Source organism: Pseudomonas sp. S07E 245, assembly GCF_019599025.1.
Lineage (GTDB): Bacteria > Pseudomonadota > Gammaproteobacteria > Pseudomonadales > Pseudomonadaceae > Aquipseudomonas > Aquipseudomonas shirazensis.
Genome location: NZ_CP080625.1, coordinates 3740297 through 3760833, shown reverse-complemented (window position 1 = coordinate 3760833; position 20537 = coordinate 3740297). Strand labels below are relative to the sequence as shown.

At 63.3% G+C, this 20537-nt stretch carries 17 protein-coding genes; 12 read left to right on the top strand and 5 right to left on the bottom strand.

What is annotated here, in order from left to right:
* Positions 1-26: 26 nt before the first annotated feature.
* The 4 genes from rsmA to K3F44_RS17355 are packed head-to-tail and all read right to left on the bottom strand — an operon-like array spanning position 27 to position 5932.
* The gene (gene rsmA / locus K3F44_RS17370) at positions 27-830 is read right to left on the bottom strand and encodes a 16S rRNA (adenine(1518)-N(6)/adenine(1519)-N(6))-dimethyltransferase RsmA (RefSeq protein WP_101322389.1); all 804 of its coding nucleotides are present in this window, start codon (positions 828-830) and stop codon (positions 27-29) included.
* Positions 827-1816, bottom strand: a complete 990-nt coding sequence (gene pdxA, locus K3F44_RS17365; protein ID WP_101322388.1) for a 4-hydroxythreonine-4-phosphate dehydrogenase PdxA — start codon at positions 1814-1816, stop codon at positions 827-829. The genes rsmA and pdxA overlap by 4 nt, the downstream gene beginning before the upstream one ends.
* Complete coding sequence (surA, locus tag K3F44_RS17360; RefSeq protein WP_101322387.1) at positions 1813-3132, bottom strand: peptidylprolyl isomerase SurA; 1320 nt, start codon at positions 3130-3132, stop codon at positions 1813-1815. The genes pdxA and surA overlap by 4 nt, the downstream gene beginning before the upstream one ends.
* Positions 3113-5932: an LPS-assembly protein LptD gene (locus tag K3F44_RS17355; protein WP_220632657.1), complete on the bottom strand. Its 2820-nt coding sequence runs from the start codon at positions 5930-5932 to the stop codon at positions 3113-3115. Before K3F44_RS17355 ends, surA begins: the two co-directional genes overlap by 20 nt.
* Before the next feature lie 130 nt (positions 5933-6062).
* Between K3F44_RS17355 and K3F44_RS17350 the strand changes: the two genes are divergently transcribed.
* From K3F44_RS17350 to K3F44_RS17340, 3 genes are read left to right on the top strand one after another with little or no spacing between them, the layout of a single operon-like run.
* The gene (locus tag K3F44_RS17350) at positions 6063-7076 is read left to right on the top strand and encodes an aminoglycoside phosphotransferase family protein (RefSeq protein ID WP_220632656.1); all 1014 of its coding nucleotides are present in this window, start codon (positions 6063-6065) and stop codon (positions 7074-7076) included.
* Positions 7073-7744, top strand: a complete 672-nt coding sequence (gene murU, locus K3F44_RS17345) for an N-acetylmuramate alpha-1-phosphate uridylyltransferase MurU (RefSeq protein ID WP_220632655.1) — start codon at positions 7073-7075, stop codon at positions 7742-7744. The genes K3F44_RS17350 and murU overlap by 4 nt, the downstream gene beginning before the upstream one ends.
* Before the next feature lies 1 nt (position 7745).
* A complete protein-coding gene (locus K3F44_RS17340) occupies positions 7746-8510 on the top strand; it encodes a TerB family tellurite resistance protein (RefSeq protein ID WP_101322383.1) in 765 nt (254 codons plus the stop codon).
* A 13-nt stretch (positions 8511-8523) separates the two neighbouring features.
* On the opposite strand, the gene K3F44_RS17335 is transcribed toward K3F44_RS17340, so the two are convergent.
* Positions 8524-9522 carry an alpha/beta hydrolase family protein gene (locus K3F44_RS17335; RefSeq protein ID WP_220632654.1) on the bottom strand — a complete coding sequence of 333 codons (999 nt, stop codon included), beginning with the start codon at positions 9520-9522 and terminating at the stop codon, positions 8524-8526.
* Positions 9523-9617: 95 nt separating this feature from the next.
* Here K3F44_RS17335 and K3F44_RS17330 point away from each other — a divergent pair, with 95 nt between their 5' ends.
* From K3F44_RS17330 to trpE, 9 genes are all read left to right on the top strand, one after another.
* On the top strand, positions 9618-12005 hold the full coding sequence (locus K3F44_RS17330) for a PAS domain S-box protein (protein ID WP_220632653.1): 2388 nt from the start codon (positions 9618-9620) through the stop codon (positions 12003-12005).
* A gap of 9 nt (positions 12006-12014) precedes the next feature.
* Complete coding sequence (locus tag K3F44_RS17325; RefSeq protein ID WP_101322380.1) at positions 12015-12644, top strand: response regulator transcription factor; 630 nt, start codon at positions 12015-12017, stop codon at positions 12642-12644.
* A gap of 280 nt (positions 12645-12924) precedes the next feature.
* Positions 12925-14049, top strand: coding sequence for an ABC transporter ATP-binding protein (locus K3F44_RS17320; RefSeq protein WP_101322379.1), 1125 nt, complete (start codon positions 12925-12927; stop codon positions 14047-14049).
* 40 nt (positions 14050-14089) lie between these two features.
* Positions 14090-15127, top strand: coding sequence for an ABC transporter substrate-binding protein (locus K3F44_RS17315; RefSeq protein ID WP_220632652.1), 1038 nt, complete (start codon positions 14090-14092; stop codon positions 15125-15127).
* Positions 15128-15191: 64 nt separating this feature from the next.
* Complete coding sequence (locus K3F44_RS17310) at positions 15192-16439, top strand: ABC transporter permease (RefSeq protein ID WP_101322377.1); 1248 nt, start codon at positions 15192-15194, stop codon at positions 16437-16439.
* A gap of 11 nt (positions 16440-16450) precedes the next feature.
* Complete coding sequence (locus K3F44_RS17305) at positions 16451-17278, top strand: ABC transporter permease (protein ID WP_220632651.1); 828 nt, start codon at positions 16451-16453, stop codon at positions 17276-17278.
* A 123-nt stretch (positions 17279-17401) separates the two neighbouring features.
* Entirely contained in the window at positions 17402-18076 is a 675-nt protein-coding gene (gene rpe, locus K3F44_RS17300; RefSeq protein WP_101322375.1) for a ribulose-phosphate 3-epimerase, read from the top strand.
* On the top strand, positions 18073-18891 hold the full coding sequence (locus K3F44_RS17295; protein ID WP_101322374.1) for a phosphoglycolate phosphatase: 819 nt from the start codon (positions 18073-18075) through the stop codon (positions 18889-18891). The genes rpe and K3F44_RS17295 overlap by 4 nt, the downstream gene beginning before the upstream one ends.
* A gap of 69 nt (positions 18892-18960) precedes the next feature.
* Positions 18961-20442: an anthranilate synthase component I gene (gene trpE, locus K3F44_RS17290; protein WP_220632650.1), complete on the top strand. Its 1482-nt coding sequence runs from the start codon at positions 18961-18963 to the stop codon at positions 20440-20442.
* Positions 20443-20537: the final 95 nt, after the last annotated feature.

The following is a 20537-nucleotide window of genomic DNA, read 5'->3' as shown; positions in this document are numbered from 1 at the left end:
TGGCTGCACCCAGGCCGGTATCGTTGTTACGCGGCGCTCTGTTCGGCCAGCTTGTCAGCCAGACGCACGAACGCAGCCAGGTCGAGCTGCTCGGGGCGCAGGCTGCCATCGACGCCGGCGGCTTCGATCTGTTCATTGCTGAGCAAGGCCTTGAGCGTGTTGCGCAGGGTCTTGCGGCGCTGGTTGAAGGCTTCGCGCACGACGCGCTCGAGCAGCAGGTGATCCTTGGCCGGGTGCGGCAGGACTTCATGCGGGACCAGGCGCACGATCGCCGAGTCGACCTTCGGCGGCGGGTTGAACGCGCCAGGGCCGACGTTGAACAGGTGTTCGACCCGGCAGTGGTACTGCACCATGATCGACAGCCGGCCCCAATCGCCGCCGCCAGGCCCTGCGGCCATGCGCTCGACCACTTCCTTTTGCAGCATGAAGTGCATGTCGCGGATCAGCCCGGCGTGGCTGAGCAGGTGGAAGATCAGCGGCGTAGAGATGTTGTACGGCAGGTTGCCGACTACTTTCAGGCTGCCGGCAGGAACACCTAGCTGGTTGAAGTCGAACTTCAGCGCATCGCCTTGATGCAGGCGGAAATTGTCGTTGCCGGCGAACTTGTGTTGCAGGATCGGCACCAGGTCCTTGTCCAGCTCGACAACGTCCAGTTGCGCGCCGCTGCTCAGCAGGCCTTCGGTGAGGGCGCCCTGGCCTGGGCCGATTTCCAGTAGGTGCTCGCCGGGCTTGGCATGGATGGCACGCAGGATGCGGTGGATAACACCGGCGTCATGCAGGAAGTTCTGGCCGAAGCGCTTGCGCGCGCGGTGTTGGTATTGCTCGTTCATGTGCGGTTCTCGGCCATCTGATAGGCGGTGTGTAGCGCGACGCGCAGGCTGCCGGTGTCGACCTGGCCACTGCCGGCGAGGTCCAGGGCGGTGCCGTGATCGACCGAGGTGCGGATGATCGGCAAGCCCAGGGTGACGTTGACCGCTGCGCCAAAGCCCTTGTACTTGAGTACAGGCAGGCCTTGGTCGTGGTACATCGCCAGCACCGCGTCGCAGTGCTGCAGATATTTTGGGGTAAACAGGGTATCGGCCGGCAGCGGGCCGCGCAGGTCCATGCCTTCGTTGCGCAGGCGCTGCAGTGCAGGCTCGATGATGTCGATTTCTTCGCGGCCCAGGTGGCCGCCTTCGCCGGCATGCGGGTTGAGCCCGCAGACCAGGATGCGCGGGTTGGCGATGCCAAACTTGTCGCGCAGGTCGGCATGCAGGATGCGCGTGACCCGCTCGAGGCGTTCAGCGGTGATTGCGTCGGCAATCTCGCGCAGCGGCAGATGGGTGGTTACCAGGGCAACGCGCAGGTCGCCGGTGGCGAGCATCATCACCACTTGTGCGGTGTGAGTCAGTTCGGCGAGAAACTCGGTATGTCCGGAAAATGGGATACCGCTCTCGTTGATCACGCCCTTGTGCACCGGCGCGGTGATCATCCCGGCGAAGCTGCCATCGAGGCAGCCGTTGCCCGCGCGGGTCAGGGTCTGCAGAACGAATGCGGCGTTGGCCTGATCGAGCTGGCCGGCCACAGCCGCTGTCGCCAGCGGTGTATCCCAGACATACAGGCTGCCGGCCGGTGCTGGTTGCTCGGGCCAGTTGCCCGGCGCGACTGCCAGCAGGTCGACAGCCAACCCCAGCTGGGTGGCCCGCTCGGCGAGCAGGTCACGGCTGGTGATGGCAATCAGGGGGTGGGGCTGGGCTTCGCTGGCGAGCAGCAGGCACAGGTCGGGACCTATGCCGGCCGGCTCGCCGGGAGTAACGGCGAAGCGCAGGGGCTTCACTGGGCGGCCTGGTCGGCGCCAGGCAGCTTGATCTCAACGTAGGCTTCGTCGCGGATCTGGCGCAGCCAGGTTTGCAGCTCTTCGTCGTATTTACGGTTGCGCAGCACGCTCAGGGCTTGCTGTTCACGGGCCTGGTCGGTGCTGTCAGTGGCGCGGCGGCCCATGACTTCAAGCACATGCCAGCCGTACTGGGTACGGAACGGACGGGTCACTTCACCCTGTTGGGCGCGGGCCATTTCTTCGCGGAACTCAGGCACCAGGCTGTTCGGGTCGACCCAATTGAGGTCGCCGCCGTTGAGCGCCGAGCCCGGGTCTTCCGAGAAGCTCTTGGCCAGGGTGGCGAAGTCTTCACCGTTCTTGATCCGCTCGTAGAGCTTCTCGGCCAGTTGCTCGGTGGCCGCGTCGCTGCGGATCTCGCTTGGCTTGATCAGGATATGGCGCACGTGCACTTCATCGCGCAGGACGTTTTCGCTGCCACCGCGCTTCTCTTCCATTTTCAGGATGAGGAAGCCGTTGGGGATGCGAATCGGCTGAGCGATCTCGCCGTTGCTGAGGCCGCTGAGCATCTTGGCGAACTCAGGTGGCAGTTGACCGGCTTTACGCCAGCCCATGTCGCCGCCTTCGAGGGCGTTTTCGCTGGCCGAACGGGCGATGGCCATCTGCGCGAAATCTGCGCCTTGCTTGAGCTGCTGGTAGACCTGGCCGGCTTGCTGAGCGGCCGCCTGGATCGCTGCCGAGTTGGCGCCTTCCGGGGTCGGGATGAGGATGTTGGAGAGGTGGAACTCTTCCGACAGCTGCATCTTGCCCTGATCGGAGGCGAGGAAGTTTTTCACTTCCTGCTCGGACACCTGAATCCGCTCGGCAACCCGGCGCTGGCGCACGCGGCTGATGATCATCTCGCGCTTGACCTGCTCGCGAGCATCGTCGAACGACAGGCCGTCACGACGCAGCGCTGCCTGGAACTGCTCCAGCGACATGCCATTGCGCTGGGCAATGGTGCCGATGGCCTGGTTCAGCTCTTCGTCGGTGATGCGAATGCCAGAGCGTTCGCCAATCTGCAATTGCAGGTTTTCGACGATCAGGCGCTCCAGTACCTGCTGGTCCAGCGCGCCTTTTGGCGGCATGCCGCCGCCACGCTTGGCGATGGTCTGCTCGACCTCGCGTACACGTTGGTCCAGTTGGCTCTTCATGACCACGTCGTTGTCGACGATGGCCACCACGCTGTCCAGCGGTTGTGGCGCAGCATGCGCCACGCCGGTCAGCAGTGCGGCGCCCAGCATCAGCGGGCGCAGACGATCAATAAGCTTGGTCTTCACGAGTACGATAACCTTGAATGCCTTGGTCGAGGAAAGATTCGACCTTGTTGCCCACGACGCCACCGAGCCCTTTCAGGACGATTTGCAGGAAGATGCCGTGGTCGCCTTTTTCGTTCTGCGGAATTGCCTGGCTGAAGTCGTCGTAGTCGATCCAGTAACGGTTGATCAGACGCAGCTTCCAGCAGCAGTTGTCGTACTCGAACCCGCCCATGGCTTCCAGGGTGCGGTTCTGGTTGTAGTCATGCTGCCAGCGCGCAATGGCGTTCCATTGCGGCACGATCGGCCAGATCACCGAGAAGTCGTGCTGCTTGATCTTGTAGTAGTCCTTGACGTAGTTCGGCTGGCCTGGGGTGCCGTAGTCGCCGCCGCCCACTTGCCACAAGCCGGTCAGCGAGTCGTAGCGGACCAGGTCGTTGCGGTAGCGGTAGCCAGCGTTGATGATCTTGTTCGGATTATCTTCCGGCTGGTAGTGGAACATCGCGCTACCCGAACGTGGGCTGCGGGTGTCCGGATCCCAGTTGTAGTCGGCATTCAGGCGCCAGTCGCGGTTGAAGGCGAACATGTATTCGAATGCGTACGGCGAGACGTTCGACTGCGAGTCCTGACGGGTGCGCCAGTCGATGCCTGGCATCTGCACCTTGCGATCGGCGAAGTACAGGGCCTGGCCAACGCTGACGCGTTGACGCTCGAAGCCGTTTTCTTCGATCCAGCGGTTGGTCAAACCGAGCGACAGCTTGTTCTCGTCGCCAATCCGATCCGAGCCGCCGAAGCGGTTGTCGCGGAACAGCGAGGAATAGTTGAAGTAGCTCTCACCGGTGTCGAAGATCGGGATGTCTTTCTGATCTTCATACGGAACGTAGAGATAGAACAGACGCGGCTCGAGGGTCTGGCGATAGTCTTTGCCGAACCACTGGGTGTTGCGGTCGAAGTACAGGCCGCTGTCGACACTGAAGACCGGCACGTTGCGGTCCTGGCTGCTGGAGAACTCGCCACGCAGGTTGCGCGTTGCATCAGAGGCGTTAGCCAGGTCAGTCTTGCCCTTGCCATCCAAGTCCAGGTCATAACGGGTGTAGACGTATTTGAGCTTCGGCTTCACGTAGCCATAGCTGGCCTCCAACGGCAGGCTGATCGCCGGCGCGAAGTTGAGGCGGGTACCGTTGGCGCGGGCCAGACCGAAGACGTTTTCATCAAGGCGTCGACCCGGGGTGCCACCGGCTGAAGTGTCAAGATTACCGTCCTTGTCGCGCACAGTGTCGTTCTTCAAATCACGATCGAAGCGTACAGCTTCGCTCTGATAGGTGAAGTCGAGACCGCCCGGGTGGTAAGGCAGCATGCCGTTAAGGGTCAGCTGCGGCAGCTTGTCGTACGGAGTGATGCGCGAAATTGTCGCCATCTCATACGCCTGCGCGTTCAGGCGCGCAACGTAGCTGTCTCCACGGTAGGTCAGTGCGCCTTGCTGGTTGACCACTTCCGAGGTCTCGACGCCGATCTGCTCCGACTCCAAGTCTTGGTAGTAGAACGGATCGCTGATCTTGGTGTAGTCGACTTCCGCCATCAGGCGATCATCGAGGCCACCGCGGTGCTGCCAGTTGATCATGTAGCGATCTTTCTGGTAGTCGGTCTGCTTCTCGCGATCGTTGCTTTCGTCGTTCAGGTAGGCGCCGCCGAACTGACCTTCGCTGGACTTGGTCAGGTAGCGGAATTCGCCTTCGACCATCATGCCGCGTTTTGCCATGTAGCGCGGGTACAACGTGGCGTCGTAGTTCGGCGCCAGGTTGAAGTAGTACGGCGTGACCAGCATGAAGCCGGTGTCGCTGCTGGAGCTGAACGACGGCGGCAGGAAGCCGGACTGGCGACGGTCATCGATCGGGAAATAGATGTACGGTGTGTAGAACACCGGGAAATCCTTGACCCGCAGGGTGACGTTGGTCGCAGTACCGAAGCCCGTGGCCGGGTTCAAGGTAATGTTGTTGCCCTTCAGCTGCCAGGCGTTGCTGTTCGGCTCACAGGTGGTATAGGTACCGTCCTTGAGGCGAATGATGGCGTTTTCGGCGCGTTTGGCGTACAGGGCGTTACCGCGAATGCGCGATTTGTGCATCACGTATTCGGCGTTGTCGACCTGGGCTTCACCGGTGTCGAGCTGGATCTGCCCGGCATCACCGACTACCAGCGCCCCGTTGTCACGGATCTTGACGTTGCCCTTGAGCTCGCCACGGTTTTCGGCCTGGTAAAGGTTGGCTTCATCAGCCTCGACCTGCATGCTGCCCTGGCGCATGACCACGTCACCGGCGAGGGTAGCGATCTGCTGCTCCTGCTGGTACTTGGAGACCTTGGCGTTGATGTAGGTCGGCGACTCGTCCTTGGGCGTGGTGTCATCCATGCCAGGGCGGGTCGGCTCGATGTAGGCACCGGCGCAGTACGGACCGGTCTCGGCCAGTTGGGCAGCCGTGAGCTTGTCGCGCGGGACCCAGTCGAGGTGACTGTAGTCTTCGCTGCGCGTTTTCAGGCCGCGGCCCTTGCTCTCGGTAACCAGCATTGGCGCGGGTTCGCCGTCGACGGTGGCTTGTTCAGCCTTACCTTCGGCGGTCGAACTGAGCGCCGCGCCATCATGCACAGGGCGTGGTGGCAGGCTGTTGGCTGGCGTCTTGGGCTTGCAGTCCCAACCACCGGAGGCGGACACTTGGCAGTCAAACTGCTCGGCTGCCACCACGTACGAGGTGGCCAGTGGTTGCAGTACCAGCAAACTGCCTGTTACCAGCAACGGAAACTTTCTACGAAACGTGGGGGATTTCAATGCCATCTTATTAGTCCGGGCTTCCTGCGTGCCATCTGCCCGCGTGTGGGGCCGCACGCCTCTCGATGGTCTGAAAAAGATGCTGGATAATAAAGCATGACCCGCTTGACGGCTAGGGCCGTCGGAGACCCTTGTAATGCCCGAACACGATCTTCGTCTAGAACTGCTCCAGGCCTGGCTCCAGGAACAACTGCTCAACCTGTTTCAACGCAACGCCTGGGGCGACCTGCCAGCAGGCACGCTGACCGCCGCCAGCAGTGACGCGAGCTTCCGCCGCTACTTCCGCTGGCAGGCCGGCGAGCGCAGTTTCGTGGTCATGGATGCGCCGCCGCCGCAGGAAAATTGCGCGCCGTTCGTTGCCATCGATCATTTGTTGGCCAGTGCCGGCGTGCACGTGCCGACCATTCATGCGCAAGACCTGGCGCGGGGCTTCCTGCTGCTGGGCGATCTGGGCCACCAGACATACCTCGACATCATTAACCCGGAAAACGCCGACGGCCTGTTCGCCGACGCCATCGACGCCCTGCTGGCCTTGCAGCGGCTGCCGTTGGACGCAGCGCTGCCGAGCTACGACGACGCCTTGCTGCGCCGCGAGCTTGAGCTGTTCCCTGAGTGGTATGTGGGCCGCGAGCTGGGCGTCAGCCTGAGTGCCGAGCAGCAGGCCAGCTGGCAGCGTGTCAGCCAGCTGTTGATCGACAGCGCGCTGGCCCAGCCAAAAGTGCTGGTGCACCGCGACTACATGCCGCGCAACCTGATGCACAGTGCGCCCAACCCTGGCGTGCTGGATTTTCAGGATGCGGTCTATGGCCCGGTTACCTATGACATCACCTGCCTGTTCAAGGACGCCTTCCTCAGTTGGCCGCAAGCGCGGGTTGAAGGCTGGTTGGGTGATTACTGGGAGAAGGCGCGGGTTGCCGGCATCCCGGTGCAGGCTGAGTTCGAGGCGTTCCACCGCGCCAGTGACCTGATGGGCGTGCAGCGCCACCTCAAGGTCATCGGTATTTTCGCGCGCATCTGCCACCGCGACGGCAAGCCGCGCTACCTCAGCGACGTACCACGCTTCTTTGCTTATATAGACGAAGTGATCGTGCGCCGACCGGAGCTGGCAGAACTGGGCAGCTTGATCGCACAACTGCAGGCGGGCCGATGAAGGCGATGATTCTGGCCGCAGGCAAGGGCGAGCGCATGCGCCCCCTGACCCTGCACACCCCGAAACCGCTAGTGCCGGTCGCCGGCCAGCCGTTGATCGAGTATCACCTGCGCGCGCTGGCGGCTGCCGGTGTGACCGAGGTGGTGATCAATCATGCCTGGCTCGGCCAGCAGATCGAAGACCACCTCGGCGATGGCAGCCAGTTCGGCCTGAGCATTCGCTACTCGGCCGAGGGCGAGCCATTGGAAACCGGCGGCGGTATCTTCAAGGCGCTGCCGCTGCTCGGTGATGCGCCGTTCATTCTGGTCAACGGCGATGTCTGGACCGATTTCGACTTCAGCCGTTTGCGCGCGCCGAGCAAGGCGTTGGCGCACCTGGTACTGGTGGATAACCCCGGGCACCACGGCCGTGGCGATTTCCGCCTGCGAGGTGAGCGGGTGATCGATGGCGACGACACTCCAGGCACGCTGACTTTCAGTGGGGTGTCGGTACTGGACCCAGCGTTGTTCACCGGTTGCCAGGCGGGCGCGTTCAAGCTTGCGCCGCTGCTGCGTGCGGCGATGGCGCAGGGCCAGGTCAGCGGCGAGCACCATCAGGGCCATTGGGTCGATGTCGGTACGCTCGAGCGGCTCGCCGAAGTCGAGCGCCTGATCGGCGAGCGCGCCTGACATGTGGTGGCCGAGCACAGTGATTGGTGCCGGGGCAGGCTTTGCAGTGGCCAGTATTCCTGGTGCACTGCTGGGAGCCTTGCTGGGTCAGGCCATGGACCGGCGTTTGCGTCTGCAGGGTTGGGCGGACTGTCGCGAGCGCCTGAGCGGGCGCCCGCCGTTGCGTGATGATGAGCTGTTGTTTGTGTTGCTTGGGCGTTTGGCCAAAAGCGACGGGCGGGTGGCGCCTGGGCATATTCAGCAGGCGCGTCAGGAGATGGCCCGCTTGGCGCTGGCTGAGCCGGCGCGGTTGCGGGCGATTGCCGCGTTCAATCGCGGCAAGGCTGGCAAGGACCGCTTCAGCCATCACCTGCAACGCATCAAGCAACAGCCGCACGCTGCCGAAGGCACCTTGCGCGCGTGTTGGCGGATGGTCTGGGCCGATGGCCGGGCCGGCGCCAATGAGCGTGATCTGGTGCTGGCCTGGGGGCAACAGCTGGGCCTGAGCCGGCGCGAGGCGCAGGCGCTTTCGCTTGAGTACGAGCCGCGTAAAACCGGGGTCGAGGGCAGCACCCTGACCTACGCAGGCGCGCTGCGTTTGCTCGGCGTAGCCGCCGATACCGAGGCCGATCAGGTCAAGCAGGCCTACCGGCGCCTGCTCAGCCGCCATCACCCGGACAAACTGGTTGGCAACGGCGCCAGCGAGGCGCAGGTGCGCCAGGCAACCGAGACCACCCGCGAGCTGCACCAGGCCTACGCACTGGTCCGCAAGCGCCGCGGTTTGTAGCCACGGCCAGGGTTTATTCCTGCGGGCTGAGCCAGCCGCGCACGCGGCGGAACAGTTGCTCCTGCTCTGCTGCCTTGTTGCCGGGCATGGCGATCAGCGATAGCTGCCGATACTGGCTGCCTGGCTGACGCTTGCTGGCCTGCAGGCGCAACTGCGCGGCGCGCTGGTCTGCGCTGCGGGTGGCGAAATACAGGTCGGCAACCGGCACCTTCAGCGTGGGCGTCAGGCTGAGCAGATCATGCTCGACCCGCGCCGGCGTCTGCGCCGCCACCATCACCAGTTTCTGCACCTGCGGCGGCTGCTTTTCGCTGAGGTAACGCGCTGCCCAGTAGGCGCCACTGCCGTTGCCGAGCAGGACGATGCTGCGCGCTTTCTGGCTTTGGGCGTAGGCCACGGCAGCGTCCAGGCGGGCGAAGATACGCTCGGCGTCGGCCTGATCGTTCTGTTCGCTGGCGTCGACCGCATCGGTACTCTGCGCGGTATCGGGGTCGGCTGCGGTGGCCTGGGCGACATTGGCGTTGGCATCGACCGGGGTGTCCTGCACGGCGGCAACCTCGCCGCTGCTTTTCTCGGCGGGCGCCGCTGGTGTTGCCTCGACCCGCGCCTGCGGGCTGTCGGCAAGCAGGTCAGGCAGGCTGATGCTAAGGCTGTGCCAGCCGGCATCGGGGAATTTGCTGCGTAGCGGGCCGACCGTATTGGGCCAGTCGGCATTCTCGCCGGCGCCGGGGAGGATGATCAGCGCGCCTTGCGGGTTACTGTCGTTGGCCGGCTTCCACAGGGCCAGAAAGCTGTCGCTGCCGGCCTGCAGCATCTGCTGCTCGGCCTTGGGCACGCGCCGTTCGAGTGCTTGCGCGTCTTCCTGGCTGCGTTCGAGCAACCCCGGGCGCACAATCGGCGCGGCGGCGGCTGTATCGGCCGGAGCGGCAGGTTCGGCAGCGGCCGCCTGGGCTGCCAGCGGCAGGAGTGAGCTGAGGCAGATCATTGCCAGCTGCGTGCGATAAAGTGTCAACATGAATCAACCCAAAGCCAGAATGATACCGGCAGCCTAATAGTATTTGTCCGCGACGGCCACGGCTGGTGGTCGCGCTTGCCAAGTCGAGCGTATAGATGAAGCGAATGCGTCGCCTGTTGGTTATCGGCTGCCTGTGCCTGCCCTTGATCGCCGTGGCACGGCCCGCTGCGGTGCCGTCGGTGGCGCTGGAGCCGGTTCAGCAGCAATGGCTGGAGGAGCACCGCAGCCTGCGCGTGGGCCTGGTGCTGCAGGCGCCTTATGCGCAGTTCGACCGGCGCCTGCAGCAGCTGTATGGGGCCAACGTCGAACTGGTCAGCTGGCTGGCGCAGGTGCTCGGACTGGACCTGACCTGGCGCAATTTCGCTGACCAGGCAGCGCTTGAGCACGCCCTCAAGGCTGGTGAGATCGACTTCGCCCCAGGCCTGACCCAGACCCCGGCCAGCCTGCGCCTGTGGCTGTTCAGCGACCCGTACATGCGCGTGCCGCAGTTGGTGGTCGGGCCGCGCAGCGGCGCGGTGGCGGTCGAACTGGAGAAGCTTGAGTCGAGTGAACGGGTAGTGGTGCGCATGCCCAGCCCGCTGGCCGATTACCTGCGCAGCAACTACACCCACCTCAACCTGCAAGGCGTGCCCAACGAGCGGCAGGCGCTGCAAGCCCTGCTCGGTGCGCAGGCGAGCTTTGCGGTGGTCGACGAAGCGCAGCTCAGCCGCCTGTCGCGCGAAGGCGAGTTCAGCGATCTCGTCGTGGTCGGTGACATCGGCTTGCCGCAACTGCTGCGGATCGGTTCGCGGCGTGACTGGCCGCTGTTGGCCGATGTGCTCGAGCGCGGGCTGCAGGCGATGCCGGCCAAGCAGCTGGAGCAATTGCACCAGCGCTGGCTGCAGCCCAAGTACCCGCGCCTGAGCGAGAGCGCGGGTTTCTGGCAGAACCTCGCGCTGTTGTTCGGGCTGCTGTTGCTGTGTGCCATCGCCACCTTGCTGTGGCAGCGCCGTGAGCAGCGCCAGCTGGAACGCAGCTTGTTGCAGGCGCGCGAAGCGTTGGCCGAGCGCCACGGCCGCGAACAGGCACTGCGCCTGAGCCAGTTTTCCATCGACCACAGCACCGTCGGTATCCTCTGGATCAACTGGGACAGCCATGTGCGCTACGCCAACCACGCGGCCGAGGGCATGCTTGGCTACGCCGAAGGGCAACTGCTGGACCGGCCGCTGCGTGACTTCGAGCCCAACCTGGACATGGACCGTTGGCTGGAGCTGTGGCGCCGGGTGCGGGCTGGCAACGGTGGCGCCGAGCAATTCGAGAGTCAGTGCCGGTGTGCCGATGGCAGCGTGTTGCCGGTCGATCTGTCGCTGAGTTTTCTGCGCTTTCGCGATGCCGAATACCTGGTGATGTTCCTCACCGATGTCACCGAGCGCCGGCGCACCGTGGCGGCCCTGCGCGAAAGCGAAGCGCAGCTCAAGGGTATTGCCGGCAACGTACCGGGGCTGGTGTTTCGGCTCGAACGCAACCCTGCTGCCGGCGAGCTTGAATTCCCCTATATCAGCGAGGGTAGCGAAGCCCTGGTTGGCTACACTCCGGCAGCCATCCAGCATCCGCAGATGGGCTTGCGCAACCTGGTGCATCCGGATGATCGCAGTGATTATCACCGGGTCCAGGACCTGGCCCTGGCCAACAATCAGGACTGGTCGTGGCAGGGGCGCATCGTCACCCGCCAGGGCGAGCAGCGCTGGGCTGATATCAAGGCCAGTACCCGGCGCCTGGCCGACGGGCGCGTGGTCTGGGATGGCGTGGTCTGGGACATCAGCCAGAGCAAACGCGCCGAGCTGGCCCTGGCCCGTTCCGAGGGGCAGTTGCGCGAGTTGTCTGCCCACCTTGAGAGCGTGCGCGAAGAAGAAAAGGCCCGCATCGCCCGCGAAGTGCATGATGAACTCGGGCAGATGCTGACCGTGCTCAAGCTCGAAGTGTCGATGTGCGAGCTGGCCTATGCCGAGCTCGACCCCGGCCTGCACGAGCGCCTGGCGAGCATGAAGCGCTTGATCGCGCAGTTGTTCCAGTTGGTGCGTGATGTCGCCACCGCCCTGCGCCCGCCGATCCTTGATGCCGGCATCGCCTCGGCGATTGAATGGCAGGCGCGCCGCTTCGAAGCGCGCACGCAGATACCGTGTCTGGTGCAGGTGCCGGATAATCTGCCAGCATTGAGTGATGCCAAGGCCACCGGGCTGTTTCGGATTCTGCAGGAGGCGCTGACCAACGTGATGCGCCATGCCCAGGCGCACACCGTGCAGATCGAGCTGCTGCGCACCGGCGGTACCCTGCGCCTGAGCGTGATCGATGACGGTGTCGGTTTTTGCCCCGATCAACCTAGGCCGACTTCGTTTGGCCTGGTCGGTATGCGTGAGCGGGTATTGATGCTGGGCGGCAGCATGACCCTGGACAGTGAACCCGGCGAGGGCAGCAGCCTGAGCGTCAGTATCCCTCTGGATTAGGAGACAAGCATGATTCGAGTGCTGGTGGCAGAAGACCACACCATTGTCCGCGAGGGCATCAAGCAACTGATCGGCCTGGCCAAGGACATGCAGGTGGTGGCCGAGGCGGGCAATGGCGAGCAGTTGCTGGATGCGTTGCGCCACACCCCGTGCGAAGTGGTTTTGCTGGATATCTCCATGCCGGGGGTCAGTGGCCTAGAGGCGATCCCGCGCATCCGCGCACTGAACAACCCGCCGGCAATTCTCATGCTGTCGATGCATGACGAGGCGCAAATGGCTGCGCGGGCGTTGAAGGCCGGCGCCGCCGGCTACGCGACCAAGGACAGCGACCCGGCGCTATTGTTGACGGCCATCCGCCGAGTGGCGGGAGGAGGGCGCTACATCGACCCGGCGCTGGCTGACCGGATGGTGTTCGAGGTCGGCCTGACCGACACCCGGCCGCTGCATACACTGCTGTCTGAGCGCGAGTTTTCGGTGTTCGAGCGCCTGGCCCAGGGCGCCAACGTCAATGACATCGCGCTGCAGTTGGCCTTGTCGAGCAAGACCATCAGCACCCATAAAGCGCGGCTGATGCAGAAGCTCAAGGTCAACTCCCTGGCCGAGCTGGTCAAGTACGCCATGGAGCACAAGCTGGTGTGACTGTTCTGCCGACGACGTCGGCGGTCATCCGCGCAGTTGCCGCGGTGCGCAGCGATTGCAGTACGTACCCTGCTCAAGCACGCGGCTTGCCCGCCACCTACGCCATCGAGGGCACAGCTCAGTCGGTGAAGCGCCTGTCTGATAACGCCATCCGTGTAGGGCGATCCCTACAGGCAATCTTCCAAGGGGATGATGGCATTCTCTCAGCGACCCCGATTTGCCGGCACTTGCGCCTTGTCTAAGCTTCTCTCACGCAGTCATCCAACAAAAAGGTGCAGGCATGAGCGAGGCGAATTCGAACACTGCCAGCGGCGACACGCTGGTCAGTTTCCGTGGTGTGCAGAAGAGCTACGACGGCGAGTCGTTGATCGTCAAAGACCTCAATCTGGACATCCGCAAGGGCGAGTTCCTGACCTTGCTCGGCCCGTCCGGCTCGGGCAAGACCACCAGCCTGATGATGCTGGCCGGTTTTGAAACCCCCACCGCCGGCGAAATTCTCCTCGGTGGGCGCTCGATCAACAACGTGCCACCGCATAAGCGCGATATCGGCATGGTGTTCCAGAACTACGCATTGTTCCCGCACATGACCGTCGCCGAGAACCTTGCCTTCCCCCTGAGCGTGCGCAACCTGAGCAAGACCGACATCAGCGAGCGGGTCAAGCGCGTGCTCGGCATGGTCCAGCTGGACGCCTTCGCCCAGCGCTACCCCGGTCAGCTCTCCGGCGGCCAGCAGCAGCGGGTGGCATTGGCTCGTGCTCTGGTTTTCGAGCCGCAGCTGGTGTTGATGGACGAACCGCTCGGGGCGCTGGACAAACAACTGCGTGAGCACATGCAGATGGAGATAAAGCACATTCACCAGCGCCTGGGCGTGACCGTGGTCTACGTCACCCACGACCAGAGCGAAGCACTGACCATGTCTGATCGGGTGGCAGTGTTCCATCAGGGCGAAATTCAGCAGATCGCCGACCCGCGCACCCTCTATGAAGAGCCGCGCAATACCTTCGTCGCCAACTTCATCGGTGAAAACAACCGCCTCAGCGGCACCTTGCTGGCGCGCAATGGCGAGCGCTGCCAGGTGCAGCTGGCGCGGGGCGAGAAGGTCGAGGCATTGGCGGTGAATGTCGGCCAGGCGGGCGATCCGGTGACCTTGTCGATCCGCCCCGAGCGGGTCCGCCTCAATGGCCACAGCGAGCACTGCGCCAACCGATTCTCCGGCCGCGTGGCCGAGTTCATCTATCTGGGCGACCACGTACGGGTGCGTCTGGAAGTCTGCGGCAAGGGCGACTTCTTCGTGAAGCAGCCGATTGCCGAACTCGACCCGGCCCTGGCCGTGGGCGATGTGGTACCGCTGGGCTGGGAAGTCGAACACGCCCGCGCGCTCGATCCGATTGCCGAAGCCCATTGAAGGTTCGCTTAACCAACCCTGTACTGTGGAGAGAATAATAATGCGCAAGCAGTTGAAACTGACCGCCGTGGCCCTCGGCCTGTTCGCCGCCAGCCAGGCCATGGCCGCCGCAGACCTGACCGTGGTGTCATTCGGTGGAGCCAACAAGGCCGCCCAGGTCAAAGCCTTCTACGAGCCGTGGGAAAAGGCCGGCAAGGGCAAGATCGTCGCCGGTGAGTACAACGGTGAAATGGCCAAGGTCAAAGCCATGGTCGACACCAAGAGCGTGTCGTGGAACCTGGTCGAAGTCGAATCGCCGGAGCTAGCCCGTGGTTGCGACGAGGGCCTGTTCGAGGAAATCGATCCCGCTCAGTTCGGTGACGAGGCGGACTACGTCAAGGGCGCTATTCAGCCGTGCGGTGTCGGCTTCTTCGTCTGGTCCACGGTGCTGGCCTACAACGCCGACAAGCTCAAGACCGCACCAACCAGCTGGGCTGATTTCTGGGACACCAAGCAGTTCCCAGGCAAGCGCGGCCTGCGCAAAGGTGCCAAGTACACCCTCGAGTTCGCGTTGATGGCCGACGGTGTTGCGCCCAAGGACGTCTACAAGGAACTGGCGACCAAAGCCGGTCAGGATCGCGCCTTCAAAAAGCTCGATCAGCTCAAACCGAGCATTCAGTGGTGGGAAGCCGGCGCCCAGCCGCCGCAGTACCTTGCCTCTGGCGACGTAGTGATGAGCTCGGCCTACAACGGTCGCATCGCTGCCGTGCAGAAAGAAAGCAACCTCAAGGTGGTATGGAACGGCGGCATCTACGACTTTGACGCTTGGGCCATTCCTAAAGGCGCGAAGAACAGCAAAGAAGCGAAGGACTTCATCGCCTTCAGCGTTGCGCCCGAGCAGCAGAAGACCTACTCGCAAAACATCGCCTACGGTCCGGCCAATTCCAAGGCGGTCGCGCTGCTGGCGGATGACGTTAAGAAAGACATGCCGACCACGCCTGAAAACATCGCCAACCAGGTACAGATCGACGTGGCCTTCTGGGCTGACAACAGCGAGCAGCTGGAGCAACGCTTCAACGCCTGGGCGGCGAAGAAGTAACTGCGCCCTCGGAGCGCCGGGTTATCTCCGGCGCTCCCCGTTTTCCAGATTTTCGGAGTTCGCCATGGCCATTGCAGTGCCCCTGAACGAAGGCGCAGGTAAAAGCCTCAAACAGCGCCTCAAGCATGCCGAGCGGGTCAACCGCTGGAAGGCCCAGGCGTTGATCGCGCCGCTGGCGCTGTTTCTTCTGCTGGTGTTCCTGGTGCCGATTGCGGCGCTGTTGTTCAAGAGCGTGGCCAACCCCGAGGTGGTCGCCGGCCTGCCGCGCACCGTCGAGGCGGTACAGCAGTGGGATGGCAAGAGCCTGCCAGGCGAACCGGTATATCAGGCGCTGAGCCAGGACCTGGCCGAGGCGCGCAAGAACCAGACTCTTGGTGACCTGTCCAAACGCTTGAACATGGAGCTGGCCGGTTACCGCAGCCTGTTGTCGAAGACTGCCCGGGCGCTGCCGTTCGCGAGCGAACCGGCTTCCTATAAAGAAGCACTGCAAAACCTGGATGAGCGTTGGGGCGATCCTGCCTACTGGCAGGCGATCCGCCGCAATACCAGTACCGTCACCCCGTATTACCTGCTGGCCTCGGTCGATCACCGCATCGATGACCTCGGTGAGATAGCCAAGGCCACGCCGGACCAGGCGATCTACCTGGATATCTTCACCCGCACCCTGTGGATGGGTGTGGTCATCACCGTGATCTGCCTGCTGCTGGCTTACCCGTTGGCCTATCTGCTGGCCAACCTGCCAACCCGGCAGAGCAACCTGTTGATGATTCTCGTGCTGTTGCCGTTCTGGACCTCGATTCTGGTGCGGGTGGCTGCCTGGATCGTGCTGTTGCAGTCGGGCGGGTTGATCAACAGTGCGCTGATGGCGATGGGTATCATCGACGAGCCGTTGGAATTGGTGTTCAACCGCACCGGGGTGTACATCTCGATGGTGCATATCCTCCTGCCATTCATGATCCTGCCGTTGTACAGCGTCATGAAGGGCATCTCGCCGAGCTATATGCGCGCAGCGATTTCGCTGGGCTGCCATCCGTTCGCCAGTTTCTGGCGGGTGTACTTCCCGCAGACCTACGCAGGGATTGGCGCAGGTTGCCTGCTGGTGTTCATTCTGGCGATCGGCTACTACATCACCCCGGCGCTGCTCGGCAGCCCGAACGATCAAATGGTCAGCTACTTCGTGGCCTTCTACACCAACACCAGCATCAACTGGGGCATGGCCACCGCACTGGGCGGGCTGTTGCTGCTGGCAACCGTGCTGCTGTACCTGATCTATAGCTGGCTGGTCGGCGCCAGCCGCCTGCGTCTGAGCTGAGGAGCCTTGTCATGCTGAGCCCCTACATGTCACCCATCGAGCGGGTGTGGTACTACGGCCTGCGGATCCTCTGCGGCCTGATCCTGTTGTTCCTGGTGCTGCCGATCCTGGTGATCATCCCGCTGTCGTTCAACAGCGGCAGCTTTCTGGTGTACCCGCTGCAGGGCTTTTCGCTGCACTGGTATCAGGACTTCTTCGCTTCGGCGGAGTGGATGCGCGCCCTGCGCAACAGCATCATCGTCGCCCCTGCGGCGACTGTGCTGGCAATGGTGTTCGGCACCCTGGCCGCGATTGGCCTGACTCGCGGCGACTTCCCCGGCAAGTCGTTGGTAATGGCCCTGGTGATCTCGCCGATGGTGGTGCCAGTGGTCATCATCGGTGTCGCGAGCTATTTGTTCTTTGCCCCGCTGGGCTTGGGCAACAGCTTCATCTCGTTGATCCTGGTGCACGCGGTGCTGGGCGTACCGTTTGTGATCATCACCGTGTCGGCCACCCTGCAGGGCTTCAACTACAACCTGGTGCGGGCCGCGGCCAGCCTCGGTGCCTCGCCGCTGACCGCGTTCCGTCTGGTGACCTTGCCGCTGATTGCCCCTGGGGTGATCTCGGGGGCATTGTTTGCCTTCGCTACCTCGTTCGATGAAGTGGTAGTCACGCTATTTCTCGCCGGGCCTGAACAGGCAACCCTGCCGCGGCAGATGTTCAGCGGTATTCGCGAGAACCTGAGCCCGACCATCGCTGCGGCAGCGACCTTGCTCATCGCTTTCTCGGTGGTGCTGTTGTTGACCCTGGAATGGCTACGTGGGCGCAGCGAAAAACTGCGTACGCAACAGCCAGAGTAGCCTGCTGGCGCCAGCCCCCACCCTCGGGCTGGCGCGCTGCAGCAGGATTGACACCAATCAGCCCCCATCCGGCAGGGCTGAGGTACAATGCGCGCCACCGTGATTTCTGCCTACAGGTGCGCCATGCAGCCCTACGCTATTGCCCCGTCCATTCTCTCTGCCGATTTCGCCCGCTTGGGTGAAGACGTCGACAAAGTACTGGCCGCCGGCGCCGACATCGTCCACTTCGATGTCATGGACAACCACTATGTCCCCAACCTGACCATCGGCCCGATGGTGTGCAGCGCACTGCGCAAATACGGCGTCACCGCGCCGATCGATGTGCACCTGATGGTCAGCCCGGTCGACCGCATCATCGGCGACTTCATCGAAGCCGGCGCTACCTACATCACCTTCCACCCGGACGCGACCACGCACGTCGACCGCTCGCTGCAGTTGATCCGTGACGGCGGCTGCAAGGCGGGCCTGGTGTTCAACCCGGCTGCCGGTCTGGAGACCCTGAAGTACGTGATGGACAAGGTCGATATGATCTTGCTGATGAGCGTCAACCCAGGCTTCGGCGGACAGAAGTTCATCCCCGGCACCCTCGACAAGCTGCGTGAAGCACGCGCGCTGATCGATGCCAGCGGGCGTGACATTCGCCTGGAGATCGACGGCGGCGTCAACGTCAACAATATCCGCGAGATCGCCGCTGCTGGCGCCGACACCTTTGTCGCCGGCTCGGCAATCTTCAATGCGCCGGATTACCAGGAAGTGATCGCCAAGATGCGCGCCGAAATGGCCCTGGCCCGCCCATGAGCGGCTTCGAGCAGCTGTTCCCGGGGACGCTGCCCAAGTTGGTGATGTTCGATCTGGATGGCACGCTGATCGATTCTGTCCCCGACCTGGCTGCAGCGGTAGACCGCATGCTGCTCGAACTCGGTCGCCCGCCGGCCGGCCTTGAGGCGGTTCGCCACTGGGTCGGCAATGGCGCACCGGTACTGGTGCGCCGGGCACTGGCGGGAGGCCTTGACCACGGCATGGTCGACGACGCGCTGGCCGAGCAGGGCCTGTCCCTGTTCATGGAGGCCTATGCCGAGAGCCATGAGCTCACCGTGGTCTACCCTGGCGTGCGCGACACCTTGCGCTGGCTGCACAAGCAAGGCGTGGAGATGGCGCTGATCACCAACAAGCCGGAGCGCTTTGTCGCGCCGCTGCTGGATCAGATGAAGATCGGTCGCTATTTCCGCTGGATCATTGGCGGCGACACCCTGCCACAGAAAAAACCTGACCCGGCGGCGCTGCTGTTCGTGATGAAAATGGCCGGGGTCAGCCCGGCGCAGGCGGTGTTCGTCGGCGATTCGCGCAGCGATGTGCTCGCTGCCAAAGCCGCCGGGGTGCAGTCGGTAGGCCTCAGCTATGGCTATAACCACGGCCGGCCAATCGAGGAAGAATCGCCCAGCCTGGTCATCAGTGATCTACGCATCCTGTTGCCTGGTTGCGTAGTCACCGACACTGGGATAACGTTGGCCGACCTTCCAGCCTCCAAAGACAGAGAGTCCATCGTGGCGGTTATCGGCAAATACTGGATGAAAGTCATCAAGGCCCTGGCCCGTTGGCGTTGGCGCGCCTGACTTCTGCTCGCCGGCAGCTGCCGGCCCGTCCGTTTGCCTGACCCCATTGCTCTTGCTCCGAGGCTACTCATGACCCGCGAAGAATTCCTGCGTCTGGCCGCTGCTGGCTACAACCGCATTCCTTTGGCCTGCGAAACCCTGGCCGACTTCGACACGCCGCTGTCGATCTACCTGAAGCTGGCTGATCAGGCCAACTCGTATCTGCTCGAATCCGTTCAGGGCGGCGAGAAGTGGGGCCGTTACTCGATGATCGGCCTGCCATCGCGCACGGTGCTGCGCGTACACGGCTATCAGGTGAGCATCCTTGAAGACGGTGTCGAGGTAGAAAGCCACGAGGTGGAAGACCCGCTGGCTTTCGTCGAAGCGTTCAAAGAGCGTTACCAGGTTGCCGATATCGCCGGCCTGCCGCGCTTCAATGGCGGCCTGGTCGGCTACTTCGGTTACGACTGCGTGCGTTATGTGGAAAAACGCCTGGGCGCCTGCCCGAACCCGGACCCACTGGGTGTGCCGGACATTCTGCTGATGGTCTCGGACGCAGTAGTGGTGTTCGACAACCTGGCCGGCAAGATGCACGCGATCGTGCTTGTCGACCCGTCTGCCGAAGACGCCCTCGAACAGGGCCAGGCGCGCCTGCAGGCGCTGCTGGCCAAGCTGCGCGAGCCGATCACGCCACGTCGCGGCCTTGACCTGAGCGGGCCGATGGCTGCCGAACCGGCATTCCGTTCAAGCTTCACCCAGGACGATTACGAGCGTGCGGTCGATACGGTCAAGGAGTACATCCTCGCCGGCGACTGCATGCAGGTGGTGCCGTCGCAGCGCATGTCGATCGACTTCAAGGCCGCGCCCATCGACCTTTATCGCGCGCTGCGCTGCTTCAACCCGACGCCTTATATGTACTTCTTCAACTTCGGTGACTTCCATGTCGTCGGCAGTTCGCCGGAAGTGCTGGTGCGGGTCGAAGACAACCTGGTCACCGTGCGCCCAATCGCCGGCACCCGCCCACGCGGTGCCAACGAAGAAGCCGACCGCGCGCTGGAAGACGACCTGCTGTCCGACGCCAAGGAAATTGCCGAGCACCTGATGCTGATCGACCTGGGCCGCAACGATGTCGGCCGTGTTTCGGCAACCGGCAGCGTGCGCCTGACCGAGAAGATGGTGATCGAGCGCTATTCCAACGTCATGCACATCGTCTCCAACGTCACCGGCCAATTGGCCGAGGGCTTGACTGCAATGGATGCACTGCGGGCGATCCTGCCGGCCGGGACCTTGTCCGGCGCGCCGAAGATCCGTGCCATGGAAATCATCGACGAGCTCGAGCCGGTCAAGCGTGGCGTGTATGGCGGCGCAGTCGGTTACTTTGCCTGGAACGGCAACATGGACACCGCGATCGCCATTCGTACAGCGGTGATCAAGGATGGCGAACTGCATGTTCAGGCCGGTGGCGGTATCGTTGCTGATTCGGTGCCTGCACTGGAGTGGGAAGAAACCATCAACAAGCGCCGCGCGATGTTCCGCGCCGTAGCCCTGGCGGAACAGACCCCGTCGCGTTGATGTGTTGAGTTGGCTGGCCGCCACGCGGCCTCGCTCCATCTGCCTGCCTTGTGCTTGACCCAGCGCCCCGTGCGGGATGACCCGCGCCTGGAAGC

Bases quoted from the DNA above. Each gene is read 5' to 3' on its own strand.
- K3F44_RS17325 (WP_101322380.1), top strand. From the start codon at position 12,015: ATGATTCGAGTGCTGGTGGCAGAAGACCACACCATTGTCCGCGAGGGC.
- K3F44_RS17355 (WP_220632657.1), bottom strand. From the start codon at position 5,932: ATGGCATTGAAATCCCCCACGTTTCGTAGAAAGTTTCCGTTGCTGGTA.
- trpE (WP_220632650.1), top strand. From the start codon at position 18,961: ATGACCCGCGAAGAATTCCTGCGTCTGGCCGCTGCTGGCTACAACCGC.
- K3F44_RS17305 (WP_220632651.1), top strand. From the start codon at position 16,451: ATGCTGAGCCCCTACATGTCACCCATCGAGCGGGTGTGGTACTACGGC.
- K3F44_RS17315 (WP_220632652.1), top strand. From the start codon at position 14,090: ATGCGCAAGCAGTTGAAACTGACCGCCGTGGCCCTCGGCCTGTTCGCC.
- murU (WP_220632655.1), top strand. From the start codon at position 7,073: ATGAAGGCGATGATTCTGGCCGCAGGCAAGGGCGAGCGCATGCGCCCC.
- K3F44_RS17320 (WP_101322379.1), top strand. From the start codon at position 12,925: ATGAGCGAGGCGAATTCGAACACTGCCAGCGGCGACACGCTGGTCAGT.
- K3F44_RS17335 (WP_220632654.1), bottom strand. From the start codon at position 9,522: ATGTTGACACTTTATCGCACGCAGCTGGCAATGATCTGCCTCAGCTCA.
- K3F44_RS17310 (WP_101322377.1), top strand. From the start codon at position 15,192: ATGGCCATTGCAGTGCCCCTGAACGAAGGCGCAGGTAAAAGCCTCAAA.
- K3F44_RS17340 (WP_101322383.1), top strand. From the start codon at position 7,746: ATGTGGTGGCCGAGCACAGTGATTGGTGCCGGGGCAGGCTTTGCAGTG.
- K3F44_RS17295 (WP_101322374.1), top strand. From the start codon at position 18,073: ATGAGCGGCTTCGAGCAGCTGTTCCCGGGGACGCTGCCCAAGTTGGTG.
- rsmA (WP_101322389.1), bottom strand. From the start codon at position 830: ATGAACGAGCAATACCAACACCGCGCGCGCAAGCGCTTCGGCCAGAAC.
- K3F44_RS17350 (WP_220632656.1), top strand. From the start codon at position 6,063: ATGCCCGAACACGATCTTCGTCTAGAACTGCTCCAGGCCTGGCTCCAG.
- K3F44_RS17330 (WP_220632653.1), top strand. From the start codon at position 9,618: ATGAAGCGAATGCGTCGCCTGTTGGTTATCGGCTGCCTGTGCCTGCCC.
- rpe (WP_101322375.1), top strand. From the start codon at position 17,402: ATGCAGCCCTACGCTATTGCCCCGTCCATTCTCTCTGCCGATTTCGCC.